Raw genomic sequence first — 12,631 nt, 5'->3', positions numbered from 1 at the left:
CCCGATACTCGAGGGAGTAGTGCGCTGAGTTCCACGCCCGCCCAGCTGCTACCGCCGTCCGCGCCCGCGACGGTTGTCGTGCTCGCTTCCGGCACCGGTTCGCTGCTGCGTTCGCTGCTCGAAGCGACTCGGGAGCCGGGTTATCCGGCCCGGGTCGTCGCCGTCGGCGTGGATCGCGATTGCGCGGCCCTCGATCATGCCGAGGCGTTCGATATTTCGTCGTTCATGGTCGAGCTGAGTGATTTCGAGGACCGCGCGGCCTGGGATCAGGCGCTGACCGAAATCGTGGACGCGTTCTCGCCGGATCTGGTGGTGTCGGCGGGTTTCATGAAGCTCTTCGGCCCTCGGTTCATGGAGCGGTTCGCCGGTCGCATCATCAATACCCATCCCGCGCTGCTGCCCGCCTTCCCGGGTGCGCACGGGGTGCGGGACGCGCTGGCCTACGGCGTTCGGGTGACGGGTTCCACCGTGCACCTGGTCGATTCCGGGGTGGATACCGGGCCGATCCTCGCGCAGGAGGCGGTCGAGGTGCTGCCGGGCGATGACGAGGCGGCGCTGCATGAGCGCATCAAGGTTGTGGAGCGTCGGCTGCTGGCGGAGACCGTCGCCGCCGTCGCGGTCCGAGGCATTGTCTCCGATGGACGAAAGGCAGTTATCCCGAATGAGGTTCTCCGGTGAGTGAGCGCAAGGCGATCAAGCGGGCCCTGGTAAGCGTCTACGACAAGACCGGTCTGATCGAACTGGCATCCGGTCTGCACGCCGCGGGCGTGGAACTGGTGTCGACCGGTTCGACCGCGAGCAAGATCGCCGACGCCGGTATCCCGGTCACCAAAGTGGAAGACCTGACCGGTTTTCCGGAGACCCTGGACGGGCGCGTCAAGACCCTGCACCCGCGCGTGCACGCGGGCATCCTGGCAGACACCCGCAAGGACGAGCACCTCGATCAGCTCGTCGAGCTCGGTGTCGAAGCCTTCCAGCTGGTCGTGGTGAACCTGTACCCGTTCACCCAGACCGTGGCGAGTGGCGCGAGCATCGACGAGTCGGTCGAACAGATCGATATCGGCGGACCGTCCATGGTGCGCGCCGCCGCCAAGAACCACCCGTCCGTCGCGGTGGTCGTGGACACCAACGAGTACAACAGCGTGCTGAAGGCCGTGCAGGGTGGCGGTTTCACCTTTGCCGAGCGAACCGCGCTGGCCGCCAAGGCTTTCCAGCACACCGCCACCTACGATGTGGCCGTCGCCAGCTGGATGACCAGCATTGCCGTCCCGGCCGCCGAGGCCGCCGACGGCGTGGAATCCGATGCGTCGCAGCGCTTCCCGGCCTGGGTCGGCGCGACCTGGAACCGTGACTCGGTGCTGCGCTACGGCGAGAACCCGCATCAGGGTGCGGCGCTGTACACCAGCGAGGCCGGTGCCCAGGGTCTGGCGCAGGCAAAGCAGTTGCACGGCAAGGAAATGTCGTACAACAACTACACCGACGCCGATGCCGCGTGGCGCGCCGCGTACGACTTCGAGCTGCCCGCGGTCGCGGTTATCAAGCACGCCAACCCATGTGGTGTCGCGGTGGCTGCCGATATCGCCGAGGCGCATCGCAAGGCGCATGCCACCGATCCGGTCAGCGCGTACGGCGGCGTCATCGCGGCCAATCGCGAGGTGAGCGTGGAGATGGCCGAGCAGGTCGCGGAGATCTTCACCGAGGTCATTGTCGCGCCCGGTTACGCCAATGGTGCGGTGGAAGTGTTGCAGCGCAAGAAGAATGTGCGCGTGCTGGTGGCCACTCCGGCCCAGCGCAAGGGTGTGGAGCTGCGCCCGGTCAGCGGCGGACTGCTGCTGCAGGACCGCGACATCCTCGACGCCGAGGGTGACAGCGCGGCCAACTGGACCCTCGCCGCGGGCGAGGCGGCCGATGCCGAGACCCTCGCCGATCTCGAATTCGCTTGGCGGGCTTGCCGTTCGGTGAAGTCGAACGCGATCCTGCTGGCGCACGACGGTGCGGCCGTCGGCGTGGGCATGGGTCAGGTCAACCGGGTCGACTCCTGCAAGCTGGCCGTGGATCGCGCCGGTGAACGCGCCCAGGGTGCGGTGGCCGCGTCCGACGCGTTCTTCCCGTTCTCCGACGGCCCGCAGATCCTGGTCGCCGCGGGCGTGCGCGCCATCGTCCATCCAGGTGGTTCGATCCGCGACAAGGACACCATCGAGCTGTGCAAGGAAGCCGGTGTCACCCTGTACCTGACGGGGTCGCGCCACTTCGCGCACTGAGTCAGAGGCGCACTGTCGCAACGGTTTCGGAGCCGGTGTACTTGATCGCAGTTGCGATGAAGTACACCGGCTCCTTCGTCGTTCCGGCGTGCTTTCGGCCGGAATCTCGCGGAACTCAATGCAGCACTGTGGATCCCGGCCAAAAGCACGCCGGGATGACGGGGGATTGGTTGCCGGGACGACGGAGATCGGTTGCTCTGGATCGCGGGTCTACTTGGCGCTCAATATATTGCGGTTGCCCAGCGGCGCTTTGAGCTGGATTTCCAGGCTGCCGAAGACGGCGATCATGGTGCACATGCGGCCGACCGCGTCGGCGCGGGTGCCCGAGCGCAGGGCGATGGTGACGCTCTTGGCGGTTTCGGTGACGGTGGCGTCGACGCCGTAGCACTCGGGGGAGCCGGTGGTGAAGTTGACGGCGATCTTGTCGTCGGCGAGGCGGGTCCAGCTGTCGAAGGACAGCGGGTGCGGGTTCACGATGGTCGGGTCGGCGGTGAAGCCGCGGCCGATCTGGCCCTGCGGGGCCTCGGTGGGGGCCGGGTCGGCGCTGGTCGTCGTGGTGCCGGATTTCGTTCGGTCGCCAGACTTTTCGGTGTCGCCGCAGGCCACGAGGGCGAGGCTCAGCAGCGCGGCGAGGGCGGTGGCGGTGAGGCGGCGGCCTCGGGTCCCGTACATGCGCACCACCCTAACGGTCCGACCGGCCGGGGCAGATATGGACGTATAGCGAACTCCCAGCGAAGGTGAGCCAAATTATCCGGGGACTCGGCGCGTAATCCCCACGCGGACCGGGGCGAGAGCAGTAACCTCGGTACCAGATGTGCGAATGTACTTACGCGCCATCGATTTATCTCATGATCTCCCTCTCCGGAAAGGACACACCGTGGGCGACGCATTGAAGGTTGGCGAAGAACTCGGTCTCGGACAGTCGCTCAAGGGCGGCGCATACTCCTTGACTCTGCAAGATGATGGCAACCTGGTGTTGTCCGATCCCAGCGGCAAGGTCGAGTGGGCCTCGGCCACCAATGGCAAGGGTGTCACCCGGGCCGCACTGCAGGCGGACGGCAACTTCGTGCTCTACAGCGACGGCGGCGCCGAATGGTCCACCGAGACCAACGGCAAGTCCGTCGACCGCCTGGTGGTTCAGCCGGACCGCAATGTGGTGCTCTACGGTGACGGCGGGGCCGTCTGGTCCACCGAGACCAACACCGACAACCCGATCGCGGCTCCGGTCGAAGAGGTCGTCACCCAGGCCGCGGCCGTCGAGGACGCGCCCCCGCCGCCGCCCCCGGCCGCCCAGACCTACACCGTCGAGCCCGGCGACACCCTGTGGGCCATCGCCGAGCGCTTCTACGGCGACGGCAACCGCTACCAGGAGATCGCCAACGCCAGCGGCATCGCCAACCCCGACGCCATCGACGTCGGCCAGGTAGTCACCATCCCGTAAACACGGGACCCGTACTGCCACAAAGCAAGTCCCCCGAGTGCAAGCACTCGGGGGACTTGTCGTCGGGAGGGCGCTGACGCTAGGTCTCGGGGGCCTCGCCCCCGACCCCCCGTGGGCGGTGGTGCTGGCGCCGGACGGGCTTCGCTTGCGAACGCCTTATGTGGGAGCGCCGCCGCCGGGTGGGTTTCGCCCCGCACCCTGGACTGCGCTGGGGGCGTGCGAGCTTCGCTCCACTCCTCCTGCGTACTTGTGCCCCCGATGCGAAAGCATCGGGGGCACAAGGGTTTTCAGCGCTCCTGCGAGTTGCGTCAGCGGCTCGCGGTGAAGGGGAGTAGTGCCATTTCGCGGGCGTTCTTGACGGCGATGGCTACCTGGCGCTGTTGTTGGGGGGTGAGGCCGGTGACGCGGCGGCTGCGGATTTTGCCGCGGTCGGAGATGAATGTGCGGAGCAGGTTCACGTCTTTGTAGTCGACGTATTCGACGCCTGCCGCGATCAGCGGGTTCTTCTTGGGTTTGCGGCCCTGCTCGGCGCGGACCTTCTTCGAGGGTGCTCGCTTCACTGCCATGTCAGCGGTTCCTTCTCACGAGATCTGTGGGTGGTTACCAGCTCGATTTATTTACACCGGGCAGTTCTCCGCGGTGAGCCATTTCGCGTACGCGTATGCGCGATAGGCCGAACTTGCGGAGATGACCTCGTGGTCGTCCATCCGCGGCGTCCCGATTGCGCAATCGTACCGGACTGGCATCGCGCGGGAGCCGTGCCAGGGCGGTCTGTGCGGCGGTTCGGTCGGCGGCCGAAGTGGCGGGTTTGCGGATGAGTTCCTTCAGTTCCGCGCGGCGTTCCGCGTAGCGCGCGACAATCCGTTCGCGCTCTTCGTTTTTGACGATCTTCGACTTCTTGGCCACGTCACCGGCCTTCGCGGAAGTCGACGTGCGCGCGTACGACGGGGTCGTACTTGCGCAGTGTCATGCGGTCCGGATTGTTGCGCCGGTTCTTGCGGGTGACGTAGGTGTACCCGGTTCCGGCGGTGGAGACGAGTTTGACGATCGGCCGGAGCTCGGTCGACTTGGATGCCATGTGATACTCCTCAGATTTTCTGGCCGCCGGCGCGCAGCCGGGCGATGACCGCTTCGATGCCGTCGCGGTCGATGGTCTTGATGCCCTTGGCGGAGACGTTCAGCGTGATGCGGCGGTCTTCGCTGGGCAGGTAGTAGGTCTTGCGCTGGATATTGGGGTTCCAGCGCCGGTTGGTCCGGGTGTGCGAGTGCGATACGGACTTGCCGAATCCGGGTTTGCGTCCGGTGACCTGGCAGATGGCCGACATGTGCACCCCTTCCTGCATATGACAATCGTTTTCGACAACGGGTTTATTCCAATGTACGCTGAGCCCTCGGTAAATGAAAATCATTGTCGAAAGGGGTCCCGGTGGATGACCGAACGCCCGTGCTGGTGATCGCCGGCCTGCTCGGCCGCGCGGCCGAAGGCGTACTCCGCGCGGCCGAACGGCTCGGGTCCGAACCCGACACCGTCGTGGTCCGGCATGATCTCGCCGAATTACGCGAAGGTGTGGTGCGCCGGATCGTGCACACCACACCGCTGCTGCCCGGCTGGCCCGTTCGCGAGGATGTGAGCGTGCTCGAGCTCGCGCACGGGTGCGTCTCTTGCACCCTGCGTGCGGACCTGCTGCCGTACTTATGCGTACTGGCGCAACGGGATTCGGTGCGCCGCATTGTGCTCGCGCTGGACCCGGCCTTCGAGGCGGAGGCGGTGTGCCAGGCCATCCGGGATGTGGTGGTGAGCGGTGTCCCGGGCCGGGTGGATGGTCCGGCGGGGCGCGGTGTGCGCATCGAGGCGGTACTCGGCTGTGTCGATGCCCGTGACTGGCTCGCCGATGCCACCGGTGACGAAACCCTTTCCGAGCGTGGTCACGCCCCCGTCGAGGACGATCGCACCGTGGCCCAGTTGGCGGTCGGTCAGGTCGAATTCGCCGATGCGCTACTGGTTTTCGACGGCGGGGCCGATCCGGATGTGCGAATGCGGACCGCCGCGGTGCTGGCCCGGCTGGCGCCGCGCGCACCGATCGCCTGGCTGGACGAACCTGCCTCGCTCGGCATGCACGCGTCCTCCGAAATGCCGCGCGCCGCCGCGCTTTTCGGTCTGCTGGACCGGATTCCGTCCGATGCCCGGCGCGGTGCGGGCTTCGACCCGCACTCCTCACTGCTGCGCGGTGAACCGCCGCTGACACCGGATTGTGGTGTGGCACTGGTGGAATTCGACACCGACCGCCCGTTCCATCCGGATCGCCTGCACTCGGCGATCGATGTACTCCTCGATGGCGTGGTGAGCGCGCGCGGCCGTATCTGGCTGGCGACTCAGCCGGACGAGGTGGTGTGGCTGGAGTCCGCGGGCGGCGGCCTGAGTATCGGTGGCGCCGGAAAGTGGCTGGCCGCAATGGATTCCGAGCAACTCGAACAGATCGATCCGGAGCGCCGGTTGATGGCGTCGCTGCGCTGGCATGAGCATTTCGGTGACCGGCACAGCTCCCTGGTGATCCTGGTGCACGAGGCCGATGCCGATGAGATCCGGCACGCCCTGCATTGGGCGCTGGTCGACGAGGACGAACTGCGGCAGGTGCGTTTCGCGCCGGAGCGCGTCGCGCACTGGGGTGACCCGTTCGGCGATCAGCATGAGGAGCCTTGCGGCACAACAAAATCCACGCCGGTGACCGGCGACGGCGGTTCCCGGAAGAATGAAAGGTGATGCGATGAAAGCAGGAATCCACCCCGACTACCATCCGGTGGTCTTCGAGGACGCGGGTACCGGAAAGCGTTTCCTGACCCGCTCGACCGCGACTTCGGATCGCACAATCGAATGGGCGGACGGTAATTCGTATCCGCTCATGGTGGTCGATGTGACCTCGGATTCGCATCCGTTCTGGACGGGTTCACAGCGAGTCCTCGATACCGCGGGTCGCGTGGAGAAGTTCGAACGCCGCTATGGCAAACGCGTGCGCGGCAATTCCATCGTGCAAGAGGAGAATTGAAATGGCGGTGCCGAAGCGGCGGATGTCGCGTTCGAATACCCGGAGTAGGCGTTCGCAATGGAAAGCCACTGCGCCGGATCTGATTTCGATCGAAGTGGGGGGAGTCGAGTATCGGATTCCACGCCGGCTTTCGCGTGCGGTGCGGCGTGGACTACTGGATCCGGCGAAACTCTGACGGAGTGTGGATCCCGGCCGAGAGCATGCCGGGATGACGAGGGATCCCCGAACACGAAGACGCCGGGTGCTCGCGAGAGCGCCCGGCGTCGGTCGTAGCGAGTGTCAGCCTTCCTTGGCTGCGAGCTCCATCAGGGTGGCGGCGAGCTGGAAGTACTTGTTGTTGCCCAGGTCGGCAATGGTCTTGATGCCGAGGGCTGCCAAGAGTTGGGTGTCATGCTTCTCGGTGAGTCCGGCGAGTGCGGACGGTGGCGCGGAGAGGATTTCCTTGACGGACTTGCTTTCATACGCCTTGTCGAGAGCTTTGTCGAGAACCACGCTGACGGCCGCTGGAGCCTCCTTCGATAGAACACGAACGGACTCGGCTGACGATAGTGGGAATGTCGCTGCGCCACCATGGATCTGCCCGCAGTGTCGTAGCGGATCGGCCGCCGGACTTTGTGGGTCTCTTCCAAAAAGTCTTCTCAAAGTTGTGAATCCGTGCCCTGGCGGCGGTATCCTCGTGGCCGAGGGCGGGTTCTTCTGACTACAGAAGAACCCGCTCATCGCCACTTTCGGGGGTGTTCAAACCCTACGTGCGCCGGAGAAATTCCGACAAATCAACCAATTCGGTTGTCTGCTGTGGCAATAGGGCTTGTCGGGGCCGTGGATTGTTCAGCCTTGGGGGTATCACCCCAGCCGGGCAGTGGCAGATCCGGCAGCAGCTGTTCGAGCCGCCCCAGTCCATCGGCGAAGGCCGTCGCGGGCCCCTCGATGAGCGAGAACGGGAACGGCCAGTGCTGTCCGGAGAGTCGCGCCACCTCACTGCTCAGCTCGGCGGTGGTGGCCTCCAGATCGCTGATCTCCGTGCGCAGTTCATCGATCTTGGTGAGTGCGGTGGCGAGTGCGTCCACCACGGTGAGGTGATTGCCCTCCGGGTCGTCACCGAGTTGCGGCCAGCCCGCGAGGCCGGGTCCGCGCAGCTGGATCTGGATGTCGCGGAGTATTTCGTCCTGTTCGGGTGTCAAGTCCTGTTCCTCTGGTTCAATATCCCATTGACCGAAATCCACATGGTCGGTTTCGTTTACGTCGCATTCGACGCCGTCCACCACAACCTGTCGACCGGTCTGAAAAAGCTGTGCGCGCGGCTCGCGGTTCGCGCCCGACCAGGCGATGGTCTGCCAGGCCCAGGTCGCCGCCCCGGTATCCAGGGCACGGCTCACCGGCCAATATCCGCCGTAGATACCGACATTCACGCGTCCGAGCACCGAGGCCGCGCCGTCCAGATACGCATTGATGGCGTCCTGCTGCGGTGGCGTGGCATCGAAGTCGGCGGAGAAGTAGATGGGCCGATCGGGCCGCCCGCCGCAGCGCAGTACCCGCGCCAGGCCCGCCCGCGCATCGGTGACGCCCGCCCCGTACCCGTCGAGCATGCGGGCGGCGGTGGTCTCCCAGTTGGACACGATCGAAATGTCGTGTGCGCGTAGATCGTCCGCTTCGGCAGGTGTGAGTATCTTGCCCGGCAGAGCTGATCCGCCCTCGGAGAGATACCGAACGACGAAATCGAAACCGGCTGCCCGGATTGCGCTCGCGGCCGGGCGGCCTGCGGCGTAATCCAACCCGAAACGCATGAGAGTCACTGTAATTCGCCGAACGGGCCACTGTCGCGTCATTCCTCGAGTCGATCTACCCGACCTGATGAACTCCGGGAAATTGTCGGAGCACAGTGGTTGACTGGGTGCGGCTGTGTGATCGGCGTCACTACAACCGCTATTGATTACTTTGCTGTACTTCAGAAACGGAGATGACCGATGCCTGTACGCGATGAGGCGTGGCCCCCGGGCACGCCGTGCTGGGTCGACTGCCAGGTCGACGATCCGGCCAAGGCCGGTGAGTTCTACGCGGCGCTGTTCGACTGGGACGTTCGGGGCGGTGGGGAAGACGCCGGGGGATATCTGATGGCCTTCCGCGGCGGGCAGCCCGTCGCGGGAATCGGCCCCAAACCCGAGGTGGGTGTGCCCTCGGTCTGGACCACCTACTTCGCGGTACCGGACGCCGACGCCAGTGCCGCCGCGGTCACGGCCGCCGGCGGCCGAATGTTGGTGCCGCCCTTCGATGTGATGGAATTCGGCCGCATGTTCGTGGCCGCCGATGTCTCGGGCGCACCGTTCGCGATATGGGAGGCGCGGGCACACAATGGTGCGGCGGTGCACAACGAGCACGGCGCGTACACCTGGAGCGATCTGCACACCGGGGCGTATGCCGAGGCAAAGGCGTTCTACGCCAGTGTCTTCGGCTTCACCTACGCCGAATTCGATGATCCGGCCATGCGTTACGCGACACTGATCCCACCGGATCGCACCGAGCCGGTGGGCGGTATCAATGACGACAGCGCCAATGGTGCCGCGCCCGAACAACCGTATTGGCTCACCTGGTTCCAGTTCGACGGCCTCGACGACGGGCTACGACGGGCCGCGGAGTTGGGCGCGACGGTACTGCTGCCTGCCCAGGACGGGCCGTTCGGCCGGATGGCGATTCTGGCCGCGCCACAGGGTGAATTGTTCGCCCTGCTCGACCCGAGTAAGACGATGGGAAAGATGCCGGCACCACAGGACTGATCGACTTTCGCGTCCGAAACGCGATGCCCGATCCGAGCCGGGGGCGGGTCCACCCCGCCTCTGCTCGACCGGCATGGCGTGATGCCGCGTGTTGACATGCGGACGCATCAAAGTTGTTTTGTGGGGTGGGTTTTGATGAAAGTTGTTGTTTTCCAAGGCAAGTGCATCGCCTCCGGTAATTGCGTAATGCGCGCCGACCAGGTCTTCGATCAGCGTGACGATGACGGTCTCGTCACTCTGCTCGACGAGAATCCAGCCCCCGGGCAAGCCGACGCTGTGCGCCTGGCCGCCGAATTCTGTCCCGCGCAAGCAATTCAGATCGAGGAATGACGTATACCTATGTTCGAAGCAGCTGCCGATAGCACCTCCGACCTACCTGTTCACCCCGTGCGCCGTTCGACCGGCTGCCCGTTCGCCCCGCCGCAGGCGGTGCGTGAACTGGCCGCGACCGGTCCGGTAGCCAAGGTGCAGATCTGGGACGGGCAGCAAGCGTGGCTGGTCACCGGATACGACGAGGCCCGTTCGCTTTTCGGTGACGCGCGAGTCAGCGTGGACGGTGCGCTGCCCGGGTTCCCGCACCTCAATGAGGGTATGAAGGCGCTCGCGGCGATGGCCCCGCGCACCATGTTCAATACCGATGGTGAGGAGCACGCCCGCTACCGGCGCATGCTGACCAAGCCGTTCATGATCAAGCGCCTGGACGCGCTGAAGCCGGTCATCCAGAAGTACATCGACGAGCACATCGACCTCATGCTCGACAGCGGCACTTCGGCCGATCTGGTGGCGGCGCTCGCGCTGCCCGTGCCCTCGCTGGCCATCTGCGAACTGCTCGGCGTCCCTTACGCGGATCATGCCTTCTTCCAGCGCAGTTCGGCGGTCGGCTTCAGCGGTGACACCTCGGGGGTTCTCGAAGGTCTCGGCGTTCCAGTTCGCCGACGGGATATCGAGGATGAGGCCCTCGCCCGCGCGCACCGTCAGCTCGCCGATCGGGTGGAGTTCAAACTGGATTCGCTGGTGCACGGCGTGCGCGCACTACCGGTCGAATGGTGATCGCGCGCTATCGGTTTCGCGGACGCGGGTCTCGAGAACGAAACGGGGCCGGTGCCGCGGTATTCGCGACACCGGCCCCCCTGAAAACATTTGGCCGGAAAAGTATTTCGGCTGGATCAGCGCATGGACGCCTTGACCCGCCCGGACTTGCGCGATGACATCGCCAGCGAAGCACTGTGCGCCGCATCGAGTTCCACGGGCACCGGCGCCTGCCGGGCTTCGCGCCGGTCCGGTGCGACCAGGATCGCGGTGATCGGAATGGTCAGCGACAGTGTGCCGATGACGAAGAACGGCACGAAGAAGTCGAACAGTTCGGTGCCGTCCGGGATGGCGGCCGCGCTGTTCACATGCACCTGCAGTCCGGTGAGCCCGGCGTAGTGCATGCCGGTCACCATGACGGCGTAGGCGAGCGAGCCGACCATGAGCACCGGAACGGTCTTGGCCCACATGCTGAACCACAGCATGAGTGCCGAGGCCACCGCCGCGATGACGTACACCGCGATAATGGAGACCAGACCGCGCTCGGTGCTGCCCTGCACCCGGATGGCCGCGAGCAGCAGCAGGTGCACGGTGCCGAGGCCGGCCGCCATCACCAGCGCGCCGGCGATCAGCCGGAACCAGTTCAGGGTCTTACCGGCGATCACCAGCGCGGCGAAGACGGTCAGCCCGGACAGTGCCGAGAAGAGCGTGGTCATGGTGGTGTCGTAGCGCAGCGTGGTGCCTTTGACACCGAAGCCGAGCATCGAGACGAACACCGAAAGAGCCACGCCGACACCGCCGATGGAGCTGGCGGCGACGAAGAGCCAGAGCAACCGGAAGCGCGCCGTCACCGATTTGGTGGATTGGCGGATGCATGCCAGCCCGCACGACGCGCCGGCCACCGACACGATCAGTGCCAGGCCGATGACCCAGTAGCCCATCGAGAAATAGATCACCCAGAACCCCTGCCTGCCTTCGTAATCTGCTGCGATGTACGCGAATGTCTAGCCGCGCTGGGCGGTTTCGCGCTGCGCGTTCATCAGCCGTTCGATCGCGTATTCGGTGACCGCGGCCAGTGAACGCCGCACCTCGCCCGCATCGCGGGCGTCGATATCGACGATCGGCACGCCTTCGCGCACGCTCAGCGCCTCCCGCAGTTCGGCGACGGGGAAGCGCGGTGCGTCCGGGAATCGGTTGACCGCGATGAGGAATGGCAGCTTCTTGGCCTCGAAGAAGTCCACGGCGGCGAAACTGTCCTCGATGCGACGGGTGTCGACCAGCACCACCGCGCCGATGGCGCCCTTGATGAGGTCGTCCCACATGAACCAGAATCGGCGCTGGCCGGGTGTACCGAACAGGTACAGCACCAGATTGCCGGGCAGGATGATGCGCCCGAAATCCATGGCCACCGTGGTGGTTTCCTTACCGGGCGTGGCGGCGAGGTCGTCGACTCCGTCCGATACGGCGGTCACCATCGCCTCGGTGCGTAGCGGAACGATCTCCGATACCGCGCCGACGAAGGTGGTCTTGCCCGCTCCGAAACCGCCGGCCACCACGATCTTGGTGGAGGCCACGGTCCGGAACTCCTCGCCCGGTCGGGGCGGGTACTGCTGCGCTACACCCGGATTCGCGAACTGTTGACCCGGATACTGGGGCCCGCCGTTGGGGTACTGCGGCGTTCCCCCGTTGTAGCTCCCGCCGTCAAAGGGCGCGGAGTCCATGCAGGGTCCTCTCCATCAAAGAGCGGCGCTCGTCGTAGGTCGCCTGATCACTCAGAGTCGAATGCACACGCAGGGTCCCGGCGACGACGAGATCGCCGATCACGACCCGGATCATGCCCAATGGCCGCTGCAGGTGCGCCGCGATCTCGGCGACCGACAGTCTCGCGGTGCCCATGCGCAGTATCTCGGTGCGGATATCACCGGCGGGCCAATCGAAATGAGCAGTGTAGGAAAGCGTTTCGACGACCGCCTCGAGCGGCAGATCCACTGCCGGTTCGGTGCGACCGGAGGTCAGCGCGTACGGGCGGACCCGACTGGTCGGACGAGTGCCGCCGACGCCTCCGTTTGAAGATGTCATCGGCGC

19 protein-coding genes are annotated in these 12,631 nt (G+C 65.6%); 9 read left to right on the top strand and 10 right to left on the bottom strand.

Going from position 1 to position 12,631, the window contains the following annotated elements; all coding sequences use genetic code 11:
* Positions 1-24: 24 nt before the first annotated feature.
* Together purN and purH are read left to right on the top strand one after the other, a co-directional pair.
* The gene (gene purN, locus GFY24_RS05460) at positions 25-678 is read left to right on the top strand and encodes a phosphoribosylglycinamide formyltransferase (RefSeq protein WP_194852773.1); all 654 of its coding nucleotides are present in this window, start codon (positions 25-27) and stop codon (positions 676-678) included.
* A complete protein-coding gene (purH, locus tag GFY24_RS05455) occupies positions 675-2,261 on the top strand; it encodes a bifunctional phosphoribosylaminoimidazolecarboxamide formyltransferase/IMP cyclohydrolase (RefSeq protein ID WP_309230486.1) in 1,587 nt (528 codons plus the stop codon). Before purN ends, purH begins: the two co-directional genes overlap by 4 nt.
* A 210-nt stretch (positions 2,262-2,471) precedes the next feature.
* Here purH and GFY24_RS05450 read toward each other — a convergent pair whose 3' ends face one another.
* Positions 2,472-2,933, bottom strand: coding sequence for a hypothetical protein (locus tag GFY24_RS05450; protein ID WP_153803853.1), 462 nt, complete (start codon positions 2,931-2,933; stop codon positions 2,472-2,474).
* Between the two features lie 205 nt (positions 2,934-3,138).
* Between GFY24_RS05450 and GFY24_RS05445 the strand changes: the two genes are divergently transcribed.
* Positions 3,139-3,702: a LysM peptidoglycan-binding domain-containing protein gene (locus GFY24_RS05445; RefSeq protein ID WP_309230485.1), complete on the top strand. Its 564-nt coding sequence runs from the start codon at positions 3,139-3,141 to the stop codon at positions 3,700-3,702.
* 308 nt (positions 3,703-4,010) lie between these two features.
* On the opposite strand, the gene rpsR is transcribed toward GFY24_RS05445, so the two are convergent.
* From rpsR to rpmB, 4 genes are read right to left on the bottom strand one after another with little or no spacing between them, the layout of a single operon-like run.
* Positions 4,011-4,268 carry a 30S ribosomal protein S18 gene (gene rpsR, locus GFY24_RS05440; protein ID WP_153803851.1) on the bottom strand — a complete coding sequence of 86 codons (258 nt, stop codon included), beginning with the start codon at positions 4,266-4,268 and terminating at the stop codon, positions 4,011-4,013.
* Positions 4,269-4,302: 34 nt separating this feature from the next.
* The gene (gene rpsN, locus GFY24_RS05435; protein WP_309230484.1) at positions 4,303-4,608 is read right to left on the bottom strand and encodes a 30S ribosomal protein S14; all 306 of its coding nucleotides are present in this window, start codon (positions 4,606-4,608) and stop codon (positions 4,303-4,305) included.
* 1 nt (position 4,609) lies between these two features.
* A complete protein-coding gene (rpmG, locus tag GFY24_RS05430) occupies positions 4,610-4,780 on the bottom strand; it encodes a 50S ribosomal protein L33 (RefSeq protein WP_153803850.1) in 171 nt (56 codons plus the stop codon).
* Positions 4,781-4,790: 10 nt separating this feature from the next.
* A complete protein-coding gene (gene rpmB / locus GFY24_RS05425; protein ID WP_153804182.1) occupies positions 4,791-5,027 on the bottom strand; it encodes a 50S ribosomal protein L28 in 237 nt (78 codons plus the stop codon).
* 101 nt (positions 5,028-5,128) lie between these two features.
* On the opposite strand from rpmB, the gene mrf reads away from it, so the two are divergent.
* Genes mrf through rpmF form a run of 3 tightly spaced genes read left to right on the top strand, consistent with a single transcriptional unit; the run spans position 5,129 to position 6,921 of the window.
* Positions 5,129-6,463 (top strand): ribosome hibernation factor-recruiting GTPase MRF, encoded by a 1,335-nt coding sequence (gene mrf, locus GFY24_RS05420; protein ID WP_309230483.1) that lies wholly within the window; start codon positions 5,129-5,131, stop codon positions 6,461-6,463.
* A 4-nt stretch (positions 6,464-6,467) separates the two neighbouring features.
* Positions 6,468-6,746, top strand: coding sequence for a type B 50S ribosomal protein L31 (locus tag GFY24_RS05415; protein WP_153803848.1), 279 nt, complete (start codon positions 6,468-6,470; stop codon positions 6,744-6,746).
* A 1-nt stretch (position 6,747) separates the two neighbouring features.
* Positions 6,748-6,921, top strand: a complete 174-nt coding sequence (rpmF, locus tag GFY24_RS05410; protein WP_153803847.1) for a 50S ribosomal protein L32 — start codon at positions 6,748-6,750, stop codon at positions 6,919-6,921.
* A 104-nt stretch (positions 6,922-7,025) separates the two neighbouring features.
* Here the strand turns inward: rpmF and GFY24_RS05405 are convergent, their stop codons facing one another.
* Together GFY24_RS05405 and GFY24_RS05400 are read right to left on the bottom strand one after the other, a co-directional pair.
* Positions 7,026-7,238 carry a hypothetical protein gene (locus tag GFY24_RS05405; RefSeq protein ID WP_309230482.1) on the bottom strand — a complete coding sequence of 71 codons (213 nt, stop codon included), beginning with the start codon at positions 7,236-7,238 and terminating at the stop codon, positions 7,026-7,028.
* A gap of 281 nt (positions 7,239-7,519) precedes the next feature.
* Complete coding sequence (locus GFY24_RS05400) at positions 7,520-8,530, bottom strand: DUF1906 domain-containing protein (protein ID WP_194852751.1); 1,011 nt, start codon at positions 8,528-8,530, stop codon at positions 7,520-7,522.
* 180 nt (positions 8,531-8,710) lie between these two features.
* On the opposite strand from GFY24_RS05400, the gene GFY24_RS05395 reads away from it, so the two are divergent.
* The 3 genes from GFY24_RS05395 to GFY24_RS05385 all read left to right on the top strand — a co-directional run bounded on the left by GFY24_RS05395 (position 8,711) and on the right by GFY24_RS05385 (position 10,567).
* Positions 8,711-9,517: a VOC family protein gene (locus GFY24_RS05395; RefSeq protein ID WP_153803845.1), complete on the top strand. Its 807-nt coding sequence runs from the start codon at positions 8,711-8,713 to the stop codon at positions 9,515-9,517.
* A 135-nt stretch (positions 9,518-9,652) separates the two neighbouring features.
* The gene (locus GFY24_RS05390; protein ID WP_153803844.1) at positions 9,653-9,847 is read left to right on the top strand and encodes a ferredoxin; all 195 of its coding nucleotides are present in this window, start codon (positions 9,653-9,655) and stop codon (positions 9,845-9,847) included.
* Between the two features lie 9 nt (positions 9,848-9,856).
* Positions 9,857-10,567, top strand: coding sequence for a cytochrome P450 (locus GFY24_RS05385; RefSeq protein ID WP_153803843.1), 711 nt, complete (start codon positions 9,857-9,859; stop codon positions 10,565-10,567).
* A 116-nt stretch (positions 10,568-10,683) separates the two neighbouring features.
* On the opposite strand, the gene GFY24_RS05380 is transcribed toward GFY24_RS05385, so the two are convergent.
* From GFY24_RS05380 to GFY24_RS05370, 3 genes are read right to left on the bottom strand one after another with little or no spacing between them, the layout of a single operon-like run.
* Complete coding sequence (locus GFY24_RS05380; protein WP_153803842.1) at positions 10,684-11,502, bottom strand: hypothetical protein; 819 nt, start codon at positions 11,500-11,502, stop codon at positions 10,684-10,686.
* A gap of 48 nt (positions 11,503-11,550) precedes the next feature.
* Positions 11,551-12,267: an ATP/GTP-binding protein gene (locus GFY24_RS05375; protein ID WP_228566009.1), complete on the bottom strand. Its 717-nt coding sequence runs from the start codon at positions 12,265-12,267 to the stop codon at positions 11,551-11,553.
* A complete protein-coding gene (locus GFY24_RS05370; RefSeq protein ID WP_067572717.1) occupies positions 12,248-12,625 on the bottom strand; it encodes a DUF742 domain-containing protein in 378 nt (125 codons plus the stop codon). Before GFY24_RS05370 ends, GFY24_RS05375 begins: the two co-directional genes overlap by 20 nt.
* Positions 12,626-12,631 lie beyond the last annotated feature (6 nt).

Source organism: Nocardia sp. SYP-A9097 (genome assembly GCF_009649815.1).
In the GTDB taxonomy this organism is placed as follows: Bacteria; Actinomycetota; Actinomycetes; order Mycobacteriales; family Mycobacteriaceae; genus Nocardia.
Note: the sequence above shows the minus strand (reverse complement) of the source record. Positions and strands in the feature narration are given on the sequence as shown.

Bases quoted from the DNA above. Each gene is read 5' to 3' on its own strand.
- GFY24_RS05385 (WP_153803843.1), top strand. From the start codon at position 9,857: ATGTTCGAAGCAGCTGCCGATAGCACCTCCGACCTACCTGTTCACCCC.
- GFY24_RS05370 (WP_067572717.1), bottom strand. From the start codon at position 12,625: ATGACATCTTCAAACGGAGGCGTCGGCGGCACTCGTCCGACCAGTCGG.
- GFY24_RS05400 (WP_194852751.1), bottom strand. From the start codon at position 8,530: ATGCGTTTCGGGTTGGATTACGCCGCAGGCCGCCCGGCCGCGAGCGCA.
- GFY24_RS05415 (WP_153803848.1), top strand. From the start codon at position 6,468: ATGAAAGCAGGAATCCACCCCGACTACCATCCGGTGGTCTTCGAGGAC.
- GFY24_RS05395 (WP_153803845.1), top strand. From the start codon at position 8,711: ATGCCTGTACGCGATGAGGCGTGGCCCCCGGGCACGCCGTGCTGGGTC.
- rpmG (WP_153803850.1), bottom strand. From the start codon at position 4,780: ATGGCATCCAAGTCGACCGAGCTCCGGCCGATCGTCAAACTCGTCTCC.
- GFY24_RS05375 (WP_228566009.1), bottom strand. From the start codon at position 12,267: ATGGACTCCGCGCCCTTTGACGGCGGGAGCTACAACGGGGGAACGCCG.
- GFY24_RS05390 (WP_153803844.1), top strand. From the start codon at position 9,653: ATGAAAGTTGTTGTTTTCCAAGGCAAGTGCATCGCCTCCGGTAATTGC.
- rpmB (WP_153804182.1), bottom strand. From the start codon at position 5,027: ATGTCGGCCATCTGCCAGGTCACCGGACGCAAACCCGGATTCGGCAAG.
- rpsR (WP_153803851.1), bottom strand. From the start codon at position 4,268: ATGGCAGTGAAGCGAGCACCCTCGAAGAAGGTCCGCGCCGAGCAGGGC.
- GFY24_RS05450 (WP_153803853.1), bottom strand. From the start codon at position 2,933: ATGTACGGGACCCGAGGCCGCCGCCTCACCGCCACCGCCCTCGCCGCG.
- rpmF (WP_153803847.1), top strand. From the start codon at position 6,748: ATGGCGGTGCCGAAGCGGCGGATGTCGCGTTCGAATACCCGGAGTAGG.